At 71.3% G+C, this 20,815-nt stretch carries 17 protein-coding genes and 2 pseudogenes; 8 read left to right on the forward strand and 11 right to left on the reverse strand.

Going from position 1 to position 20,815, the window contains the following annotated elements:
- The 3 genes from EDC36_RS11200 to EDC36_RS11210 are packed head-to-tail and all read left to right on the forward strand — an operon-like array spanning position 1 to position 2,544.
- Positions 1-753 (forward strand): class I SAM-dependent methyltransferase, encoded by a 753-nt coding sequence (locus EDC36_RS11200; RefSeq protein ID WP_132963344.1) that lies wholly within the window; start codon positions 1-3, stop codon positions 751-753.
- On the forward strand, positions 750-1,697 hold the full coding sequence (locus EDC36_RS11205) for a DMT family transporter (protein ID WP_132963345.1): 948 nt from the start codon (positions 750-752) through the stop codon (positions 1,695-1,697). The genes EDC36_RS11200 and EDC36_RS11205 overlap by 4 nt, the downstream gene beginning before the upstream one ends.
- Positions 1,698-1,737: 40 nt before the next feature.
- Positions 1,738-2,544, forward strand: a complete 807-nt coding sequence (locus tag EDC36_RS11210) for an SDR family oxidoreductase (protein WP_132963346.1) — start codon at positions 1,738-1,740, stop codon at positions 2,542-2,544.
- A gap of 66 nt (positions 2,545-2,610) precedes the next feature.
- On the opposite strand, the gene EDC36_RS11215 is transcribed toward EDC36_RS11210, so the two are convergent.
- Positions 2,611-3,558 (reverse strand): DMT family transporter, encoded by a 948-nt coding sequence (locus tag EDC36_RS11215; protein ID WP_132963347.1) that lies wholly within the window; start codon positions 3,556-3,558, stop codon positions 2,611-2,613.
- Between the two features lie 132 nt (positions 3,559-3,690).
- Between EDC36_RS11215 and EDC36_RS11220 the strand changes: the two genes are divergently transcribed.
- The gene (locus EDC36_RS11220) at positions 3,691-4,683 is read left to right on the forward strand and encodes a quinone oxidoreductase family protein (protein ID WP_132963348.1); all 993 of its coding nucleotides are present in this window, start codon (positions 3,691-3,693) and stop codon (positions 4,681-4,683) included.
- Positions 4,684-4,693: 10 nt separating this feature from the next.
- On the opposite strand, the gene EDC36_RS11225 is transcribed toward EDC36_RS11220, so the two are convergent.
- The 4 genes from EDC36_RS11225 to EDC36_RS11240 form a co-directional block, all read right to left on the reverse strand.
- Positions 4,694-5,143: a hypothetical protein gene (locus EDC36_RS11225; RefSeq protein WP_132963349.1), complete on the reverse strand. Its 450-nt coding sequence runs from the start codon at positions 5,141-5,143 to the stop codon at positions 4,694-4,696.
- Positions 5,144-5,240: 97 nt separating this feature from the next.
- Entirely contained in the window at positions 5,241-5,750 is a 510-nt protein-coding gene (gene lspA, locus EDC36_RS11230; protein ID WP_132963350.1) for a signal peptidase II, read from the reverse strand.
- 10 nt (positions 5,751-5,760) lie between these two features.
- On the reverse strand, positions 5,761-8,679 hold the full coding sequence (gene ileS / locus EDC36_RS11235; RefSeq protein WP_132963351.1) for an isoleucine--tRNA ligase: 2,919 nt from the start codon (positions 8,677-8,679) through the stop codon (positions 5,761-5,763).
- Positions 8,669-9,736 (reverse strand): bifunctional riboflavin kinase/FAD synthetase, encoded by a 1,068-nt coding sequence (locus tag EDC36_RS11240; protein ID WP_132963352.1) that lies wholly within the window; start codon positions 9,734-9,736, stop codon positions 8,669-8,671. Before EDC36_RS11240 ends, ileS begins: the two co-directional genes overlap by 11 nt.
- A gap of 60 nt (positions 9,737-9,796) precedes the next feature.
- On the opposite strand from EDC36_RS11240, the gene EDC36_RS11245 reads away from it, so the two are divergent.
- Together EDC36_RS11245 and EDC36_RS11250 are read left to right on the forward strand one after the other, a co-directional pair.
- Complete coding sequence (locus EDC36_RS11245) at positions 9,797-10,354, forward strand: HNH endonuclease (protein WP_132963353.1); 558 nt, start codon at positions 9,797-9,799, stop codon at positions 10,352-10,354.
- Positions 10,355-10,465: 111 nt separating this feature from the next.
- Positions 10,466-12,487 carry a hypothetical protein gene (locus tag EDC36_RS11250; protein WP_132963354.1) on the forward strand — a complete coding sequence of 674 codons (2,022 nt, stop codon included), beginning with the start codon at positions 10,466-10,468 and terminating at the stop codon, positions 12,485-12,487.
- Here the strand turns inward: EDC36_RS11250 and EDC36_RS11255 are convergent.
- The 4 genes from EDC36_RS11255 to EDC36_RS11270 all read right to left on the reverse strand — a co-directional run bounded on the left by EDC36_RS11255 (position 12,471) and on the right by EDC36_RS11270 (position 17,648).
- A complete protein-coding gene (locus tag EDC36_RS11255) occupies positions 12,471-13,943 on the reverse strand; it encodes an aldehyde dehydrogenase family protein (protein ID WP_132963355.1) in 1,473 nt (490 codons plus the stop codon). The genes EDC36_RS11250 and EDC36_RS11255 overlap by 17 nt on opposite strands.
- Positions 13,944-13,974: 31 nt before the next feature.
- A complete protein-coding gene (locus EDC36_RS11260; protein WP_132963356.1) occupies positions 13,975-15,216 on the reverse strand; it encodes a GMC oxidoreductase in 1,242 nt (413 codons plus the stop codon).
- Positions 15,217-15,325: 109 nt separating this feature from the next.
- Entirely contained in the window at positions 15,326-16,441 is a 1,116-nt protein-coding gene (locus EDC36_RS11265; protein WP_132963357.1) for an acyl-CoA dehydrogenase family protein, read from the reverse strand.
- A 25-nt stretch (positions 16,442-16,466) separates the two neighbouring features.
- Positions 16,467-17,648, reverse strand: a complete 1,182-nt coding sequence (locus EDC36_RS11270; protein WP_132963358.1) for an acyl-CoA dehydrogenase family protein — start codon at positions 17,646-17,648, stop codon at positions 16,467-16,469.
- A 104-nt stretch (positions 17,649-17,752) separates the two neighbouring features.
- Here EDC36_RS11270 and purN point away from each other — a divergent pair, with 104 nt between their 5' ends.
- Positions 17,753-18,373: a phosphoribosylglycinamide formyltransferase gene (purN, locus tag EDC36_RS11275; RefSeq protein WP_132963359.1), complete on the forward strand. Its 621-nt coding sequence runs from the start codon at positions 17,753-17,755 to the stop codon at positions 18,371-18,373.
- Positions 18,374-18,665: 292 nt separating this feature from the next.
- Positions 18,666-18,926 (forward strand): annotated as a pseudogene (locus tag EDC36_RS13550) (alpha/beta fold hydrolase); the annotation flags it as partial.
- 177 nt (positions 18,927-19,103) lie between these two features.
- Here the strand turns inward: EDC36_RS13550 and EDC36_RS13555 are convergent.
- Together EDC36_RS13555 and EDC36_RS11285 are read right to left on the reverse strand one after the other, a co-directional pair.
- Positions 19,104-19,526, reverse strand: a pseudogene (locus EDC36_RS13555) (DNA polymerase Y family protein); the annotation flags it as partial.
- Between the two features lie 50 nt (positions 19,527-19,576).
- Positions 19,577-20,617: an integron integrase gene (locus EDC36_RS11285; protein ID WP_132963361.1), complete on the reverse strand. Its 1,041-nt coding sequence runs from the start codon at positions 20,615-20,617 to the stop codon at positions 19,577-19,579.
- Between the last annotated feature and the right edge of the window lie 198 nt (positions 20,618-20,815).

Below are 20,815 nucleotides of genomic sequence, written 5' to 3' on the forward strand. Positions count from 1 at the left end.
ATGCGCCACGCGCCCGTGTTGCCCCCCGTCACCCTGTCCGAGCAGGACGGCGTGCGCCACCTGCACCTGGGCACCCCCTGGATCCAGGGCAGCATGCGCTTGAAGCGCCCGCACGAGCTGGTGCTGCAGTACGTGCAGCGCATGATGGCGTGGCTGCTGTTCGTCGAGCCGGACGGGGTGGCGCAGCGGCGCGCCCTGCAGTTCGGGCTGGGGGCCGGGTCGATCACACGCTTTTGTCACCACCGCCTGGGCATGCGCACCACCGCGGTGGAGCTCAACCCCCAGGTGGTGGCCGCGTGCCGCGGGTGGTTTCGGCTGCCCGACGACGGCCCGCGGCTGCAGGTCATCGTGGGTGACGCCGCGCACTGGGTGCACCACGGCCCGTGGCAGGGCGCCGTCGACGCCCTCAGCGTCGACCTGTACGACCACGAAGCCGCCGCGCCTGTGTTGGACAGCGCCGACTTTTACGCGGCCTGCCGCGCACTGCTGACGCCCGATGGCTGCATGAGCGTCAACCTGTTTGGTCGCTGCGCGAGCTTGGCGCGCTCAATGGCGGCGCTGCAGCAGGCCTTTGGCGCCCAGGCCCTGTGGGTGTTCAAGCCCACGCGCGAGGGCAACACCGTGGTGCTGGCGCAGCGCCAGCCCCAACACCCGCCGCGCGAGGTGCTGCAGGCCCGCGCCGAAACAATCCGTGCCCGCTGGGGGCTGCCCGCCCCGCAGTGGTTGCGCAGCTTGCGCCCCTGGTCGCCATGAGTGCCGCTCCGCCCAACGCCGCCACCCACGCCCCGGATGCCCATGCCCAGGCCCGCCAGCGCAGCGGCCTGCTGCTGGCCGCGGCGGGGGCCGTGGCGTTCAGCGGCAAGGCCATCATCGTCAAGCTGGCCTACCGCCACGGGGTGGACGCGGTCACCCTGCTGATGTACCGCATGCTGTTTGCGTTGCCGTTGTTTGCGGCGATGGCGTGGTGGAGCACGCGCCGTGCGCACGGTGGCGTGCCGCTGACGTGGCGTGACCGGCTCGGTATCGTCTGGCTGGGGTTCACGGGCTACTACGCGGCCAGCTTTCTGGACTTTTGGGGCTTGCAGTACATCAGCGCGAGCCTGGAGCGGCTGATCCTGTACCTCAACCCGACACTGGTGCTGCTGCTGGGGTGGCTGCTGCATGGCCGGCGGGTGACGGCGCGCCAGTGGGGCGCCGTCGCGCTGAGCTACGCCGGCGTGCTGCTGGTGTTTGGGCACGAGGTGCGCTTCGACGGCCAGGCCACCGTGGTGGGCAGCGCCCTGGTGCTGGCCAGCGCCGTCAGCTACGCGCTGTACCTGGTGCACAGCGGGCAGATGGTGGCGCGCGTGGGCGCGCTGCGGTTGGTGAGCCTGGCCACGGTGGTGGCGTGCGTGCTGTGCATCGCGCAGTTTGTGCTGTTGCGGCCGCTGCACGCCGCCGTGGTGCCGGCGCCGGTGCTGTGGCTGTCGGTGGCCAACGCGGTGCTGTGCACGGCCGCGCCGGTGGTGATGGTCATGATGGCCATTGAGCGCATCGGCGCCGGTTTGACGGCCCAGACCGGCATGCTGGGGCCGCTGTCCACCCTGGCGCTGGGCGTGCTGCTGCTGGGCGAGCCGTTCAACGTGTGGATCGTGGCCGGCACCGCCTTGGTGCTGGCCGGGGTGCTGTGGGTGAGCCGTGCCAGCTCTGGGCGCTAGCGGCGCGGTGGGGTGCGGCGGCAACGAAAGGAGTGCAACGATGGACTTGGGCATTGCCGGGCGTTGGGCGCTGGTGTGCGGCGCCAGCCAAGGCTTGGGGTGGGGCTGCGCGCGTGCGCTGGCGCGCGAAGGGGTCAACGTCGTCATGGCGGCGCGCGGCGAAGCGGCGCTGCAGGCCGCCGCCGACGCTTTGCGCGCCGAGCTGCCGGCGGGCGCGGCCACGCGTGTGCTGACCGTGGCCGCCGACGTCACCACCGACGCCGGCCGCGCCGCGCTGTGGCGCGTGCCGGGCGGCCCGGGGCGCGACTTCGATATCGTCGTCACCAACGCCGGCGGCCCGCCGACGGGCGACTTTCGGCAGTGGGGTCAGGCCGAGTGGATGCAAGCTTTGCAAGCCAACATGCTGGCCCCCATCGAGCTGATCAAGGCCACCGTCGACGGCATGGCCGCGCGGGGGTTTGGCCGCATCGTCAACATCACCTCCAGCGCCGTCAAAGCGCCGATCGACATCCTGGGCCTGAGCAACGGCGCGCGCAGCGGGCTGACCGGCTTCGTGGCCGGCCTGGCGCGCAGCGGCCTGGCCGCCCGAGGCGTGACGATCAACAACCTGCTGCCGGGCAAATTCGACACCGACCGCCTGCGCGCCACGCTGCAGGCCGCGGCCGAGCGCAGCGGCCGCACGCTGGACGAGGTGCGCGCCGCGCAGCTGGCGCAGATCCCCGTGCGGCGCTTTGGCACGCCCGAGGAGTTCGGCGCCGTGTGCGCGTTCCTGTGCAGCGTGCAGGCCGGCTACCTCACCGGCCAGAACATCCTGCTCGACGGCGGCGCCTACCCGGGGACGTTTTGAGGCTCGCCTTCGGGGCGGCGCACGCCGCATGGCGCAGGCCGCCGCCGGCCACCGTGCGCCGCACCCTCATGCGCGCCGCGCCGACACGACGATGCCGGCGACGATCAACACGAACGCCACCGCGTGGTAAGCGCGCGGCGGCTCGCCCAGCAGCAGCGTGGACATCAGCGCCGTGAACAGCGGCGTGAGGTTGGTGAAAAAGCCCGCCACCGTGGGGCCGGCGCGCTGCACCCCCGCGCCCCAGGCGCGGTAGGCCAACACCGACGGCCCCACCGCCACGAACAGCACGATGGCCGCCAGCGGCCAGCTCCATGCGATGCGGGTCGGCATGTCCGCCGGCGCGGCCAGCGTCAGCCACGTCCATTCTCCCGCGGTCAACACACCCGCGGTCAGCAGGCCAAACACCGTTTGCGCCAGCAAAAACGCCGCCCAGTCGGCGCGCACCCGGGGGTCTTCGTCGTGGCGTGTCAGCAGCCAGCTGTAGCACGACCAGGTGAAGGCGGCGGCCAGCATCCAGGCGTCTCCGGGCACGAAGCGCAGTTGCATCAGGTTGGCCCATGAGCCCTGCGACAGCACCACCAGCACGCCCGCCAGCGACAGCACCGCGCCACCCAACTGCGGGCGCTGCACCGGGGCGCCGAAGAACAGCCGCCCCACCAGCATCATCCACACCGGCATGCTGGAGGCCACCAGCGTCACGTTCAGCGGCGACGAGGTGTGCAGCGCCAGGTATTGCAGCATGTTGTAGCCGGCCACGGCCAGGCTGCCCAGCAGCAGGTAGCGGCGCCAGTCGCCCCAAACGGGGCTGCCGCGGCGCAGGATCCAGCCGCCCAGCGGCGCCAGCAACAGCGCCGCCAGCACCCAGCGCAGCAGGTTGAACGTGATCGGTGGGATCCACGGGGCGGCCACGCGGCCGACGATGGCATTGCCCGCCCACAGCAGGGGCGGCAGCGTCAGCAGGGCGATCGTGGCGGGCGACAGCGGCGTGGGTTGGGCGGGTGAGCTTGACGGCATACCCCCTCACTGTAGCCGAGGCCGAGCGACCGGGGCCGTTGCGGGGGTGACAATCGGGTGGCGGCAGGGCGTGCCGGAATGTGGCACCATCGGCGGCCACGACCAACCACGTGACGCGAGGAGCATCGAACCATGAACACCACCAGCCGCGCCGTGCTGATCGACGCCCCCGGCGGCCCCGAGGCCATGCGTGTGGCCGAGGTGCCGGTCGGCGCGCCGGGCCCTGGCGAAGTCCGCATCCGCCACCGCGCCATTGGCCTCAATTTCATCGACGTGTACCACCGCACCGGGCTGTACCCGCTGCCGATGCCGGCCCGCCTGGGGATGGAGGGCGCCGGTGTGGTGGAGGCGGTGGGCGAGGGGGTGACGCACCTGCAGGTGGGCGATCGCGTGGCCTACGCCGCCCAGCCGCCGGGTAGCTATTGCGACGTGCGCGTGATGCCGGCGATGAACGTATGCCGCTTGCCCGACTCGATTGGGTTCGAGGAGGGCGCGGCGATGATGCTCAAGGGTCTCACGGCGCAGTACCTGCTCAAGCACTGCCGGCCGGTGGAGGGGCTGCAGCCGGGCGATTGGGTGCTGCTGCACGCCGCCGCCGGGGGCGTGGGGCTGATCGCCTGCCAGTGGGCGCGCGCGCTGGGGCTGCGGGTGATTGGCACCGCCGGCAGCGACGACAAGTGCCGCCTGGCGCAGGCCCATGGTGCTGAGGTGTGCATCAACTACCGCACGCACAACTTCGTCGAGCGCGTCAAGGCCATCACCGGCGGGCAGGGCGTCAAGGTGGTGTACGACTCGGTGGGCAAGGACACGTGGGAGGGCTCACTGGACTGCCTGCAGCCGTTCGGGCTGATGGTGTCGTTTGGCAACGCCAGCGGCCCGGTGCCGCCGTTCGCCCCCGGCATCCTCGGGCCCAAAGGCTCGCTGTACGTGACGCGGCAGACGCTGTTCACGCACATCCGCTCGCGCGAGCGCACCCAGGCCATGGCGGACGATTTGTTCAGCGTCGTGACGTCGGGGCAGGTGCGCATTCACGTCGCGCAGCGCTTTGCGCTGGCTGACGTGCAGGCCGCGCATCGGGCGCTGGAGGCGCGTCAGACCATCGGCTCGACGATCCTGCTGCCGTGACCGGTGAGGGTCAGCGCGTGGCGGCGGTCGGGTCGGCGGCGGCGCTGATCGCCGCCGTGCGCTCGCACCAGTAGCTGAGCGCGTGCCCCCGCGTGGGCTCGCGCACCACCTGCAAACCCGTGAAGCCGTGGGGCGCCACGGCGGGGCTGCCCGGCAGGTAGTGCGCCTCGTGCAACAGGTACGTCTGGCCCTGCCAGCGCCCCAGCGTGCGCACGGTCACGCCCGCGCCGGGCGCGGGGGGCAGGCGGTTGACGATTTCCAGCGCGATGCTGGCCCCCTCCAGCTGGGGCAGCACGGGGTCGTCCGGCGCGCTGGGGGGCACGATGAACGAGCGCGCCGCCCCAGCCCAGGCGACGTGGCACTGCACGGGCTGCGCCGCCGCCGACGCCACCAGCACGGCCGCGCCCAGCCCCACGAGCCAGCCCCGTGCCCCAACCCATGCCTGTGCGTTGCGCGCCATGGGTTGGCATTCTACGCACATGCCCGCCTTGCCACCCAACCCTGCGCGTGGTGGACTGTGGCGTGCCCACCACGCGCGGGATGGCGGCGGATGCGTGTCAGCGGCTGCGCCGCACGCGCCGCAGCTCATCGACGATCAGGCCGATGGCCCCTGCGGTGATGGCCATGTCCGCCACGTTGAACGCGGGGTAGTGCCCGCCGGCGAACAGAGGCGCCAGCCAACGGTGGTGAACGTCCAACATGTCCACCACGTAGCCGTGCAGCGCGCGGTCGATCACGTTGCCCAGCGCGCCGCCCAGCAGGCACGCCAGCGAAAAGGCAAACAGCTTTTGTTGGTGGTGGGCGCGCAGCAGCCACAGGATGACGGCCACCGCCACGAGCCCGATGCCGAGGAACAGCCAGCGCTGCCAGCCCCCCGCGCCGGCCAGGAAGGAAAACGCTGCGCCGGGGTTGTGCACCCGCACCAGGTTGAAAAAGCTGGTCACCGGCAGCACCTCGCCGGGGCGAAACAGCGCCAGGATCAGCCCCTTGGAGGCCTGGTCCAGCAGCACGATGGCCGCCGCCAGCCCCAGCCACACCAGCATGCCGCGCGACGACGCCTTGGCCATCTGGAGGCCCTCAGGCGGCGTGGCGCGGCTCGCCCGCCCCGTACAGGTTCGCGGTGCAGCGGCCGCACAGGTGGGGGTGCGCCGGGTCGTGGCCGACGTCGGCGCGCCAGTGCCAGCAGCGCGCGCATTTGGCGTGCGGCGACGGCGTCACCTGAACCGCCAACGCCGCGCCTGGCTGCAGCGTCAGCGCCGACACCAGGAACACAAAGCGCGCGTCATCGCCCAGCGTGCTCAGCAGCGCGTGGTCTTCGGGCGGCAGCGTGAGCGTCACTTCGGCTTGCAGCGACGGCCCGATGCGCCCGGCGCTGCGTTCGTCCTCGATGGCTTTGTTGACCGCGTCGCGCACCGCCAGGATGCGCTGCCACTTGGCCAGCAGCGCCTCGTCCGGCGTGGGCAAGGCCAGGTAGGTTTCGGTGAAGATCGACGGGGTGTGCCCGACCAAGGCCCAGGCCTCTTCGGCGGTGAACGACAAAAACGGCGCGATCCAGCGCAGCATCGCGTGCGTGATCTGGTGCAGCGCCGTTTGCGCGCTGCGCCGCGCCAGGCTGTTGGGCGCGGTGGTGTAGAGCCGATCCTTGAGCACGTCGAGGTAAAACGCCCCCAGCTCCTCGGAGCAAAACACCTGCACCTTGGCCACCACCGGGTGGAATTCGTAGCGTTGGTAGTGCGCCAGGATGTCGGCTTGCAGCTGCGCCGTGCGCGCCAGCGCCCAACGGTCGATCTCCAGCAGCTGCGCCGCCGGCACGGCGTCGCGCGCGGCGTCGAAGTCGCTGATGTTGGCCAGCAAAAAGCGCAGCGTGTTGCGCATGCGCCGGTAGGCGTCGACCACGCGCGCCAGGATGTTGTCGTCGATGCCAAGGTCGCCCGCGTAATCGGTGGACGCCACCCACAGCCGGATGATTTCGGCGCCCAGCTTGTCGCTGACCTCCTGCGGGGCCACGACGTTGCCCAGCGACTTGCTCATCTTGCGGCCCTGGCCGTCGACCGTGAAGCCATGGGTGAGCAGCGCGCGGTACGGCGCGCGGCCGTGCATCGCGCACGCCGTCAGCAGCGACGAGTGGAACCAGCCGCGGTGCTGGTCGTGGCCTTCCAGGTACAGGTCGGCCTCGGGGCCGTCGTCGTGGCCGGCGCCGGCGTGGCTGCCCCTGAGCACCGTGTGGTGCGTGGTGCCCGAGTCAAACCACACCTCCAGGATGTCGGTGCTCTTGGTGTACTGCGCGGGGTCGGTGGGGTCGCCCAGGCGTTGCAGGATGTCGGCCACCGTCAGCTTGCTCCACGCCTCGATACCGCCCGCTTCGACGATGTCGGCCGCCAGGTCGATGATCTCGGGCGTGCGCGGGTGCGGCTCGCCGCTGTCCACGTGCAGCAGGAAGGGCAGCGGCACGCCCCACGAGCGCTGGCGGCTGATGCACCAGTCGGGCCGGTGCGCGATCATGTCGCGCAGCCGCGCGCGGCCGCTCTCGGGGTAAAAGCCCGTGTGCTCAATGGCGTGCAGGGCCAGCTCGCGCAGGGTTTGCGGCGCTGGGTCGGTGGCGAAGATGCCGCGCGTGGCCTCGGTGGGCGCGTCCATGCGGATGAACCACTGCGCCGCGGCGCGGTAGATCACCGGCGTTTTGTGGCGCCAGCAGTGCGGGTAGCTGTGCGTGATGGTTTGGGTGGCCAGCAGCCGGTCGGCGGCGCGCAACGTGTCGATGATCGCGGGCGTGGCCTGCCAGATCGACTGCCCGCCAAACAGCGGCAGGTCGGCCGCGTACACGCCGTTGCCCTGCACCGGGTTGAGGATGTCGGCCGCGGCCAGCCCGTGCGCGGTGCACGAGTTGAAGTCCTCCACGCCGTAGGCGGGGGCGCTGTGCACGATGCCCGTGCCGTCGTCGGCCGTGGCGTAGTCGGCCAGGTACACCGGGCTTGCACGGTCGTAGCCCGGGTGCACGTGCGCCAGCGGGTGGCGGAAGCGGATACGGTCCAGCACCTGGCCCGGCGCCACGGCCAGCACCTGCCCGGTCAGGCCGTAGCGTTGCAGGCAGGGCTCGACCAGCGCTTCGGCCAGCAGCAGCAGACCGCGCGGCGTGTCCACCAGCGCGTACGGCAGCGCGGGGTTGACGTTGAGGGCTTGGTTGGCCGGGATGGTCCACGCGGTGGTGGTCCAGATGACGGCGTAGATCGGGCGCTGGGCCAGCGCGGCCAAGTCGGCGTGCGGCAGCGGCGAAGCCGCCGCAAACGCCTGCAACAGCCGCTCGGGCTCGGCGCACAAAAACGCCACGTCCAGCGTCTGGCTGGCTTTGTCGGCATACTCGATCTCGAACTCCGCCAGCGACGAGCCGCAGTCGAAGCACCAATACACCGGCTTCAAGCCACGGTACACAAAGCCCCGCTGCATCACGCGTTTGAAGGCGCGCAGCTCCTCGGCCTCGTTTTTGAAGTCCATCGTGCGGTAGGGGTGCTCCCAGTCGCCCAGCACGCCCAGGCGCTTGAAGTCGGCCATCTGCAGCGCGATTTGCTCGCTGGCAAAGGCGCGCGCTTTGGCCTGCATGTCGTCGCGGCTCAGGCCGCGGCCGTGCAGCTTTTCGATGGCGTTTTCGATCGGCAGGCCGTGGCAGTCCCACCCCGGGATGTACTGCGCGTCAAAGCCAGCCAACTGGCGCGCTTTGACGATCATGTCCTTGAGCACCTTGTTGACCGCGTGCCCGATGTGGATGCGTCCGTTGGCGTAGGGCGGGCCGTCGTGCAGGATGAATTTGGGCGCGCCACGCCGCGCGTCGCGCAGGCGCTGGTACAGGCCCTGCTCCTCCCACTGGCGCACCCAGCCCGGCTCGCGCTGCGGCAGGTTGCCCCGCATCGGAAACGGCGTCTGGGGCAGGTTCAGCGTGGCGCTGTAGTCGGGCAGGGACGCGTCGCGCGCGTCGGCGGCAGGGGTGCGGTCAGGCTTCATGGTGGGCGCTATGCAAGCCACGGGCGGCCCACCAGGCACGGGCGTCGGCGCAGTCCTGGGCAATGCCAGCCGCCAGGGCATCCAGGCTGGGGTAGCGGAGTTCGTCGTGCAGCTTGTGCAGCAGTTCGACGCGGATGATTCTACCGTAGGCCTCGCCCGGCACCGGCGCGCTGGCCAGCGCCGCCTGCACGCGCGCCGGCCACGTCAGGCAATGCGTTTCCAGCAGCACGCGCCCGCCGTTGACGTCGCGTGCGTCAAGTGACGGACGCACGCCCAGGTTGGCCACGCCCGGCAGCGGCGCGGCGCCGGGGGTCGGGTCCAGCCCGTGCACCTGCACGACGAAGATGCCGCTGGCCGCCGGCTTCCAGTGCGAAAAGCGCAGGTTCAGGGTACGAAAGCCGTCGCCGCGTCCCGCGCTGGACTCGCCCAGCGCACGCCCCAGCTTGCGCCCGTGCACCACGTGGCCGCTGATGGCGTAGGGTCGGCCGAGCAACGCCGCCGCCGCCTCCATGTCGCCGGCGGCCAGCGCCGCGCGCACCGCCGAGCTGGACACGCGCTGGCCGTGCACTTCGTAGCTGCGCATGCGCGCCACCTCAAAGCCGCGCGCGTCGCCTGCGGCATCGAGCAGCGCGTAGTCGCCCCGGCGGCCGGCGCCGAAGCGAAAGTCGTCACCCACCAGCACGTAACGCACGCCCAGCGCGCGCACCAGCACCTCGTCGATGAACGCCTCGGCCGACAGGGCCGCCAGCCGCTCGTGGAAGGGCAGGATGATGCACTCGTCGATGCCGCAGCGGCGCAGCTCCTCCAGCTTGTCGCGCAGCGTGGCGATGCGCGCCGGGGCCAGCGCCGGGTTGCGCGCCCGCGCGGCAAAAAAGTCGCGCGGGTGGGGCTCGAAGGTCAGCGCACACGCCGGCAGGCCGCGGTGCCGCGCTTCGTTGAGCAGCAGCGCCAACATGGCCTGGTGCCCGCGGTGCACACCGTCGAAGTTGCCGATCGTCAGCGCCCGGGCGCGCGGGGGCTGGCGCAGCAGGTTGTGCAGGCCGAATACGATGTTCATGCGGGTGTTGCGCCGAGGTCACACACGGGTCATCAAAGGGCGCTACTATGACACACTGCCATGAGGGTGCTCAAACTCACCGCGCACGGTTTGCCGCAAGCGTGGCTGACGCTGCAGGAAGCCGTGCTGCACTACGCCGCAGGCGACGTGCGCTGGGTCGCCGGGGGGCGCATCGCCGTCTTTCGCGGTGGCATCAACGCCCGCACCGGGCGGCAGTCGCGCGTCGAGGTGCATTCGATCATCGGCACGCGCGGGCACGCCGCCGTCAACCCCTTCGATATCGTGCCGAGCCTGACCAACGCCAAGCTGTTTGCGCGTGACCGCCAGCTGTGCGCGTACTGCGGTGGCCGCTTCGACGAAACGGAGCTGACGCGCGAGCACGTGGTGCCGCTGGCGCAAGGCGGGCGCGACCATTGGATGAACGTGGTGACGGCGTGCCGCGCCTGCAACCACCGCAAAGGCAACCGCACGCCCGAGCAGGCGCACATGCCGCTGCTGTACGCACCGTACGTGCCCAGCCTGTGGGAAGACTTCATTCTGCGCAACCGGCGCATCCTGGCCGACCAGATGGAGTTTTTGATGGCGCACCTGCCGCGGCATTCGCGCTTGCACGCGTGATGGCGTGTGGCGCGGCCGCCACAGGGCGGGGGCGGGCGGCGACGATCGTGGCCCACGCCGTGCGTCGTGGCGTTACGATGGCCCAACATCCACCACGAGCAGGGGGCGCCCATGACCAACGCCGCACCGACCACCCCACGCCCCCACCGCTGGCGCTTCGTGCGCGTGGGTGGCGTTGACCAACCCGTGCTGGACAGCGCGGCGGATCTGCAGGCGCTGGCTGCGCTGGACCCCAAGCTGTGGGGGGCGTTGGCGTGCCCAACCCAGGGGTTGACCATCGACCCGCGCACGCTGGCGTGGCTCGACGCCGACGGCGACGGCCGCATTCGGCGCCCTGAGGTGTTGCAGGCGGTCAGCTGGCTGTGCGCCCGCCTGCGCGACCCGGGCCTCGTGTGGGACGGTGGTGACCGGCTGCCGTTGGCGGCGCTGCGCGACGACGATGACGAGGGGCGCGTGTTGGCCGCCGCGGCCCGGCTGGTGTTGCAACGGGTGGGTCGCGCGGGCGCCGACGCGGTGGCCGTGGCCGACGTGGCCGACAGCGCCCGGTTGTTTCCGCCGCCGTACCCCAACGGCGACGGCGTGGTGCCGGCGGACCTGGTGGCGGACCAGCCGACGCTGGCGCTGTGGGTGCAGCGGCTGGTGCAGGACTACGGCGGGGCGGCGGACCGCAGCGGCCAGCCCGGCGTGACCGAGGCCGCCATCAACCAGGCTGACGCCGACGTGCAGGCGCTGCGGGCGTGGCTGGCGGCCCGCCCGAGCGGCGACCCGGGGTCATGGCAACGGGCCTGGGACGCCGTGCAAGCCGTGGCGACCAAGGTGGACGACCATTTCGTGCGTTGCCGGCTGGCGGCGTTCGACCCCCGCTTGGTCGCTGCGTTGGAGCCGGCTGTCGCAACCGTGCCCGAATCCGGCTGGGAGGCTGCCGACTGGCCGCTGGCGCGCGTCACGCCCGAGGCCACGTTACCGTTGGAGGGCACGGCCGTCAACCCGTTGTGGGCCGAGGCCCTGGCGACCCTGCAGCGCGATGCGGTGGCGCCCCGGCTGGGCGCGCGTGCGGTGCTGAGCGAAGCCGACTGGCGCGCCCTGCGTGCCGGGTTGCAGCCGTGGGGCGATTGGCTGGCGCAGCGGCCCGACGCCCCGGCCGCCGCCTGGGAGGCGGCCTGGTTGGACGACTGGCAGCGCGACGGGGTTGCCGACCAGCTGCGCGCCGCGGTGGCGCGCGACCGCGGGTTTGCCGCCGAGGCCGAGGGCATGGAGGCGCTGAGCCGGCTGCTGTACCTGCGCCGCGACATCGCCACGCTGCTGCGCAACATGGTCAATTTTTTGGACTTTTACACCCATGCCCAGGCGGCGTTCCAAATCGGCACGCTGTACATCGACCAGCGCGAATGCCGGCTTTGCTTGCCTGTCCGTGACACGGCGGCGCACGCGCAACTGGCCGCTTACAGTGGCCTGTACCTGCTGTACGGCCAGTGCGAGCGCGCGGGCGAAACGCCGCAGGCCCTGGTCGCCGCGCTGACGGCGGGCGACACGTCGGACTTCATGGTCCCGGGGCGTCATGGTGTCTTTGTCGACCGCCAAGGGCGCGACTGGCTGTTTACGTTGCAGCGCGTGGTGGAAAACCCCATCAGCGTGCGCGAGGCGTTTTGGCGTCCCTACAAGCGCATCGCGCGCATGATCGGCGATCAGATCCGCAAGTTCGCGGCGGCGCGCGATCAGGCCGTGGAGGCGCGCGCAGCGCAGCAGGTCAGCCAGGGCGCCGCTGCGGTCGAGCAAGGCAAGCCCACCGCAACCGCGCAGGCGTTTGATATCGCCAAGTTCGCCGGCGTTTTTGCCGCCATCGGCCTGGCGCTGGGGGCCATCGGCACGGCGTTGGCGGCGTTGGTGGCGGGCCTGATGCAGTTGGCGTGGTGGCAGGTGCCGCTGGTCGTGTTGGGTGTGATGCTGCTGATTTCGGGCCCGTCGATGCTGTTGGCGGCGCTCAAGCTGCGCCAGCGCAACATCGGTCCGCTGCTGGACGCCAACGGTTGGGCGGTCAACGCCCGCGCCCGCGTCGGCATTGCCTTTGGCACCCGCTTGACCAGCGTGGCCCAACGTCCCAGCGGCAGCCAAAGGGTCAGCGCCGCAGCATGAAGCGCAACAGCCGCTGCAGCGGCGCCCCGTAGGGGGGGCGCACCCAACGGTCGAACACCGCACCCACCAGCGTCGACTGCTCGTACACCCCCTTCAGGTGCGAAAAGCGCTCGAACCCATGCCGCCCGTGGTACGCCCCCATGCCACTGGCGCCCACGCCGCCAAAGGGCAGCGCGTGCTGCGGCTGGTGCAGCATGCAGTCGTTGACAGTGACGCCCCCGCTGACCGTGTGCGCCAGCACGTGCTCGATGGTGGCGCGCTCGCGCTCGAACAGGTACAGCGCCAACGGGCGCGGGCCGGCGTTGATGTGATCCAGGGCGTGCGACAGCGTGTCGTAGGTCAGCACCGGCAGCAGGGGGCCAAAGATTTCCTCCTGCATCAGCGCGCAGGTGGCCGGCGGGTCCAGCACCGCCACCGGGCCGAGCACGGCGGGGCGGGGGGCGGTGGCCTCGGGCAGGGGTGGCCCGTCCCCCATCAGCGGCACCAGCGTGGCGCCGGCCGCGGCAGCCTCGTGCGCCAGGCGCAGCTGGCGCTGCCACGCCGCGGCCGACGACAAGGCGGTGTAGTCTGCATCGTCCACGCCGTGGGGCCAGCGCCGCTGCACGCTTTGCCGCAGCGCGTCCACGAAGGCGTCGCGCTGCGCGCGCGGCACCAGGCAGTAGTCCGGCGCGATGCAGGTCTGGCCGGCGTTCCAGCCCTTGGCGGCGGCGATGCGGTCGGCGGCCCGCACCACGTCGGCCCCGGGGCCGACGATCGCCGGTGACTTGCCCCCAAGCTCCAACGTCACGGGCGTGAGGTTGGGCGCGGCGGCCTGGGCCACCAGCCTGCCCACACGGGTGGAGCCGGTGAACAGCAGATGGTCCAGCGGCAGCGCCGCCAGCGCCGCGGCCACCGTCGGGCCACCCGTGACGACGCACACGTGGTCCGAGGCGAACACTTCGGCCAGCACCCGCTGCAACAACTCGGCGGTGTGCGGCGCCAGCTCGGACGGCTTGAGCAGCACGCGGTTGCCGGCGGCCAGCGCGTCGGCCAGCGGCGACAGCGTCAATTGCACCGGGTAGTTCCAGGCGCCAATGATGCCCACCACCCCCAGCGGTTGCGGCACGATGCGCGCCCGAGCGGGCCAAAACAGCGGGTTGACCGGCGCGCGCCGCGGGCGCATCCAGTGCGCCACGTGGCGCAGGTTGTGGCGGATTTGGTCCGCCAGCGGACCCAGTTCCAACAGCCGCGTCTCGGTGGCGCTGCGGCGGCCGAAGTCGGCGTCCACCGCGCGCACCCAGTCCGCTTCGTGGTCCAACACCGCTTGCAGCAAGCGCCGCAGGTGGGTGCGGCGTTGGGCCGCGTTGGGCGCGCCGTCGCGCTGCGCGGCTTGGCGCATGCGCTGCAGCTGACCGCGCAGCACGGCGGCCACGTCGTCGGGGGGCAGGGCGGCAAAGTCGTGGCGCCAGGCGTTCATCGCAGTCTCCGGTGGGTGCGTCGGCCAAGCGTCAGTGTGCCGCAATCGGCGTGCCTACGCCATCCCATGTGGCCAGCGCCGGTGGGGGTACCGCGGCCATGGCCCGCTCGGCCAACGCCGCGATGGTCAAGCTGGGGTTGACGCCCAGGTTGGCGCCGATGACCGAGCCGTCGACCAGCCACAGGTTGCGCTGCCCAAAAGCGCGCTGCCACGCATCGCACGCCCCCTGCGTGGCGTCGGCGGCCATGACCGCGCCGCCCAGGCAATGCGCCGTCATCGGGATGTGGAACAGCACCTGCGGCAGCGAGGCCATCGGCACGCCCCCGGTGGCCGCGGCGGCGGCGCGGGCAAACGCGGTGGCCTCGGGGATGTGGTGCGGCAGGTCACCGCGTTGGCGCGCGGCCATCAGCAAGGCCTGGGTGCCCAGCGACCCCGCGGCGCACACCACGGCCCGGGTTCGCCAGACACGCGCCCGCCGCCGCCCATCGCGGTGTTCGAGCGCGTGCACCGCGTAGCCGTGGCGCCCGTCGGGGGCCGCCCCACCGTCGGGGTGTGGCAGCGGCAGGATGCGCACCACCTCGGTCTCGGCGTGCAGCGTGGCGCCGCGGCGTTGCGCAAGGTGCAGGTAGTTGCGGTCGAGCGTGTTCTTGGCGCCCTCGCGGCAGCCCACCATGCAGCCGCCGCAGCCGGTGCAGGAGCGACGCGGCGGCCCCGCACCGCCGAAGTACGGATCGGGGTAGTCGCGGCCGCCGCTCAGGTCGTCGTCATCACCGAAAAAGACCGCCACGCGTGTCGGTTGCCAAGCGTCGCCGACACCCGCCAGCCGCGCCATCGTGCCCAGCCGCTCGTCGGCCGCCGCCAGGCGCCGGTTGGTGGTGACCCCCAGCATTTGGCTGGCGCGCGCGTAATGCGCCGGCATCACGCGCGCCCAGTCGTCCAGGCCGGCCCAACTGCCGTGCCGCCAGACGTCGTCGGGTGGCACCAGCAGCGTGTTGGCGTAGGTGATCGAGCCGCCACCGACGGCGTTGCCGTGCAGCACCACGACGTGGCGCAGCAGCCGCAGCGCGAAAAAGCCACGCCAGCCGAGCTCCGGGCGCCACAGCCAACGGCGCCACTGCCAGTTGTCGTGGGGCAGCTCGTGCGGGGGCCAGTGGCGACCCTGCTCCAGCACCACGACGCGGTAGCCTTTTTCGGCCAGCCGCAACGCGCTGACGCTGCCCCCGAAACCGGAGCCGATGACGACAAAATCCGTGTCGTAGGGTTGGCCGCTCATGGCAGGATCATCCGCCCCCGCAGCGCGGCGCCGGTTCAGGGTTTGCCCGTGAACCACGCCGCAGCGTGTCGGCCGGGCGACACGCCACAGGCATGGTTCGGTGCACGGATCACGCCGTCACGCCGGCGTCGTCGGTCATGCGCGCCGACACCTCGGCCAGGTGGTGCAGCGTGTCGCCGAAGGTGAGCTCCAGCTGCGTCAGGCGCTTGAAGCAGTGGCTGACGACATACTCGTCGGTGACGCCGATGCCGCCGTGCAGTTGCACCGCCTGCTGGCCGACGTAGCGCATCGATTGGCCCAGTTGCACCTTGGCACGCGCCAGCGCCTGGCGGCGTTGCGGCTCGGGTTCGCCAAGCTTGAGCGTGGCGTAGTAGGCCATGCTGCGGGCCAGCTCCAGCTGCATCTTCATGTCCGCCACCCGGTGGCGCAGCGCCTGAAAGCTGCCGATCGGGACGCCAAACTGCTTGCGCGTTTGCAGGTAGTCCACGGTCAGCGCCAGGGTGCGGTCCATCACGCCGACCGCCTCCGCGCTCAGCAGCGCGATGCCCGCGTCCACGAGCCACGCCAGCGCGGCTTCGCCCGCGCGCGTGACGAGCGTGGCGGGGGCGCCGTCCAGCATCAGGTCGGCGCCGCGGCTGCCGTCTTGCAGCGGGTAGCCTTGCGCGCGCACCCCGGGGGCGCCGCGCTCCACCCACCACAGCGCCAGCGTCCCCTCGTGCACGGCGGGCACCAGCCACGCCGCCGCGTGGTCGCCGGCTGGCACCACGTGTTTGACGCCGTACAGGCGCACACCGCCTTGGCCATCGTGGCGCGCTTCGGTGTGGCAGCGGTCCCAGCGGTGGCGCGCCTGCGCTTCCACGTGCGCCAGCACCACCAGCTCGCCCGCCGCCAGCCGTGGCAGCCACGCCGCTTGCGCCGCGGCGCTGGCGTGGCGCTGCAGCACGGTGCTGGCCAGGTGCGCATGCGCCAGCGGTTCCAGCAGCAGTGCGGCGCCCAGCGCTTCGTGCACCACCATCGCCTCGACCGGGCCCAGCCCCATGCCGCCATGGGCCTCGGGCACGGTCAGGCCGGGCAGGCCCAGGTCGGTCAGTTCGCGCCAGACACCGGCGTCGAAGCCACCGGCGGTGGCGATGGCGCGGCGCCGCTCGAACGGGTAGCCGCGCTCGGCCCAGCGCTGCACGGCATCGCGCAACTGCAGCTGCTCGTCGCTGAAATCGAAATCCATGGTCACCTCCGCGGGTTGGTCGGGGTCAGCCCAGCAGCGTCTGGGCCACGATGTTGCGCTGCACCTCGTTGCTGCCGCCGTAGATGGTGGTCTTGCGCAGGTTGAAGTAGCGCGGGGCCAACGGCGCCAGGGCGCTGTCGCCACCGGGGTAGGGGCCTTCCCAGCGGCCTTCCAGCGCCGGCTCCAGGTACGGCAGCGTCAACGGGCCGCCCACCAGCATCATCAGCTCGCTCAGGCGCTGCTGGATTTCACTGCCACGGATCTTGAGCAGCGCGGCGATGTCCAGCGCCGGCTTGCCGCTGCGTTCGGCGGCCAGCACGCGCAGCACCAGCATCTCCAGCGCGACGATGTCCACTTCCAACAGCGCGATGGCGTCGCGCAGGCGCAGGTCGTCCCACACCCCGCACTGTTGCGCCAGCCGCTTGAGGCGCTTGAGCTCGCGCTTGGCGCGGTTGACGTCGGCGATGTTGGCGCGTTCGTGGCTGAGCAGGTATTTGGCGTAGGTCCAGCCTTTGTTTTCCTCGCCGATCAGGTTGTCCACCGGCACGCGCACGTTGTCGAACCAGACTTCGTTGACCTCGTACTCACCGTCCAGCAGCCGGATCGGCCGCACGGTGATGCCGGGCGACGTCATGTCGATCAGCAAAAAGCTGATGCCCGTCTGCGGTTTGCCCTCGGTGCTGGTGCGCACCAGGCAAAAGATCCAGTCCGCGTGTTGCGCCAGCGTGGTCCAGGTTTTTTGACCGTTGACGATGTAGTGATCGCCATCGCGCTCGGCGCGGGTGCGCAGGCTGGCCAGGTCCGAGCCCGACCCGGGCTCGCTGTAGCCCTGGCACCACCACACCTCGCCGCTGGCGATGCCGGGCAAAAAGCGGCGCTGCTGCTCGGGCGTGCCAAAGGCCATGATGACCGGCGCCACCATCACAGGGCCGAACGGCAAGATCGGCGGGGCGCCCGCCTCGGCCAGCGCCTCGTCGAACAGGTGCTGCTGCACCACGCTCCAGCCCGGGCCACCAAACGCGCGTGGCCAGCGGTACGCCAGCCACCCCTGGCGGCCCAGCGTGCGCGCCCAACCCTGAATGTCGTCCTTGCTCAGGCGCAGCCCGCCGAGCACCTTGGCCGCCAGCGCCGGGTCCAGGTGCTCGCGTATCCAGCCGCGCACCTCCTCGCGGAAGGCCAGCTCCTCGGGCGTAAAGGCCAAATCCATACCGGACTCCTTGGTGTTGCGATGCAGCCGCGTTTATGCACGAACGCTCGCACGCTGGCTGTCGGCGGGGTGACAGGCGCGGCCGTTGGTTACACTGCCGGGCCATGACGTCCGCAGGCGCTACTTCCCCACGACCGCTGGTGATCCTGATTTCGGGCACCGGCTCCAACATGCAGGCCATCGTGCGCGCCGCCCAGCAGCGCCGCTGGCGCGAGCGCTACCGGGCCGAGGTGGCCGCGGTCATCAGCAACCGCCCCGACGCCAAGGGCCTGGCGTGGGCGGCCGAGCAGGGCGTGCCCACGGCCGTGGTGGACCACCAGGCCTACCCCAGCCGCGAGGCCTTTGACGAGGCGCTGGCGCAGGCCATCGCACGCTTTGACCCCCACGGCCGCGGTCTGGTGATTCTGGCCGGCTTCATGCGCATCCTCACGCCCGGTTTTGTGCAGCACCATGAGGGGCGCATCGTCAACATCCACCCGTCGCTGCTGCCGGCCTTTCCGGGGCTGCACACGCACCGGCGCGCCATCGAGGCGGGCTGCCGCTTCGCCGGCGCCACCGTGCACCTGGTGACGGCGGAGCTGGACCACGGCCCGATCCTGGAGCAGGCGGTGGTGCCGATCCTGCCCGGTGACACGCCCGAGACGCTGGCCGCGCGCGTGCTGACGCAGGAGCACCTGATCTACCCGCGCGCCATCGAGCGCTGGCTGCGCGACGCTGGCGCCTGACGTCCATCGTCTGGCGCCGTCGGTCATCGCCCAGGCGCGCCGCATCCGGCACAGTGGGGGTCTCGTTTGACCCCTTGTCGTTGGAGCCGTTTGCATGTCCGCCACAGGCCGTCTGTTGACTCGCATCGGGGCCGCTGCCGCCCTGACCCTACCCCTGACCCTGCCCCTGGAGGCAGGGGCGGTGACGAGCCCCATTCCGCCAGCCGTCACCCGTTACCTGACGCTGCCCCACGGCCGGATCGCCTATGACGATACCGGCGGATCCGGGCCGCTGGTGCTGGCCATCCCCGGCATGGGCGATTTGCGCCACGAATACCGCACCCTGCGGCCGTTGCTGTGGCGTGCCGGCTACCGGGTGGTGACGATGGACATCCGTGGTCACGGTGAGTCGTCGGTCGCGTGGGACGACTATTCGGCTTACGCCATCGGGCACGATGCGCTGGCCCTGATCGCGCATCTGCAGGCCGGCCCGGCGGTGATCCTGGGCAACTCGTTCGCCGCCGGCTCGGCACTGTGGGCCGCGCACGAGGGGCCGGCGTCGGTCACGGGTGTGGTGCTGCTGGGGCCCGTGGTGCGCGACGGCGAGCCGCCGTGGTGGGCGCGGGCGGCGGTGGCCGTCGGCTTTGCCGGGCCATGGCGTACCGCGTTTTGGTTGGCGTTTTGGGATAGCCTCTTTCCCCTGCGCAAGCCGGATGACCACGCGCAGGCGCACGCCGCCCAGCGGGTCGCCACCCACGGCGTCCTGAGCCCCGGGCACGTCGGTGAGGTCGATGTAGGCCTCGTCGATGCCGCGGTCCTCGATCTGCGGCGCGATCTCGGCCACCGCCGCCTTGAACAGTCGCGAGTAGCGACGGTACTCGTCGAAGTCGGTCGGCAGCAGCACCACCTCGGGCGCGAGCGCCGCGGCCTTCATGAGGCCCATGCCCGAATGCACACCCAGCGCCCGTGCCTCGTACGTGGCGGTCGTGATGACACCCCGTCCCGCGTACTCGACCAGCCGAGCGTAACGGCGGGTGCCGTCGGCCAGCAGCTCGGGCTGATGCCGGTGGCCGCCGCCGATCACCACCGGCTGACCGCGCAGGTCCGGGTAGCGCAGCAGCTCCACCGACGCGTAGAAGGCGTCCATGTCGAGGTGGGCGATGTAGCGGGGCATGGGAACGGGGCGGGAACAGCGGCCGGGACCGTGTCGCCCAGGCGCGGGGCTCAGTGTGTCAGCAGGGTGTCCAGGCGGTCGAGGGGGCTGTGCACACCGCCCCCGCCCACCTTCAGCACATGGGTGTAGATCATGGTGGTGCTCACGTCCGAATGGCCCAGCAGTTCCTGCACGGTGCGGATGTCGTAGCCGGCCTGCAGCAGGTGTGTGGCGAAACTGTGGCGCAGGGTGTGGGGTGTGGCCGCCTTGTGGATACCTGCTGCCTGCAATGCGCGTTTGAAGGCGCGCTGGAACGTCTGGTCGTACAGGTGGTGGCGCCGCACCACGCCGCTGCGCGGGTCCACCGCGTGCTGTGCCTGCGGAAACACCCAGAACCAGGGCCACGAGGCGCCGGCCCGGGGGTACTTCCGGGCGAGCGCATCAGGCATTTCCACCCCGCCGCGGCCGGCCTGCCGGTCGGCCACCCACAGGGCATGGGCCCGGGCCAATTGCTCGCGCAACGGTTGCTCCAGCGTGCGCGGCAGCATCAGCACGCGGTCCTTGCCGCCCTTGCCGTCGCGCACCACGATGGCCCGGTGGGCAAAGTCGAGGTCTTTCACCCGCAGGCGCAAGCCCTCGGTCAACCGCATGCCGGTGCCATAGAGCACCTGGGCCAGCAAACGGTGCTCGCCCTCCATCAACGCCAGCACGGCGGCCACCTCCTGCGCCGAAAACACCACCGGCAGCCGCCGCCGCGGCTGCGGCCGGGCGATGGTGTCCATCCAGGGCAGTTGCACGCCCAGCACCTTCCCGTACAAGAACAGCAGCGCCGACAACGCCTGCCGGTGGGTGCTGACCGACACCCCCCGCTCGCTCGCCAGCCAGGTGAGAAAGGCTTCAACCTCCGGCCCACCCATCTCGGCCGGGTGACGCAGCCGGTGAAACCGGATGAAGGCGCGGCACCAGTACACATAGGCCTCTTCGGTGCGCAGGCTGTAATGCAGGGCGCGGATGCGCTCCCGCAGTTGATCGAGCAGCCGCGTCGATTTCAACGGCGGCAGTGCCTCACCGCGCCGTGGCGGCCTGCCCGCCGCCGGATGGGTTTCATGCATCTTGTTCTCTCCCTTGGGGCCCCCTTTCGGGGGGGGGGGTTGCCAACGCCCGCGCGCACAGGTAAAGTGCGTGGTACGAACGTTGCGCCAATTTGCATGAAATTTAGTACTGTACAAACATCCAGTCAATGCCTGGAAACGCAGGCTGGGCGCGGCTTTACGCCCGATCGAGCCGCCGGTGTTAGGGAGACAGCCGTC

The organism is Tepidimonas ignava (genome assembly GCF_004342625.1).
GTDB classification, from domain to species: domain Bacteria; phylum Pseudomonadota; class Gammaproteobacteria; order Burkholderiales; family Burkholderiaceae_C; genus Tepidimonas; species Tepidimonas ignava.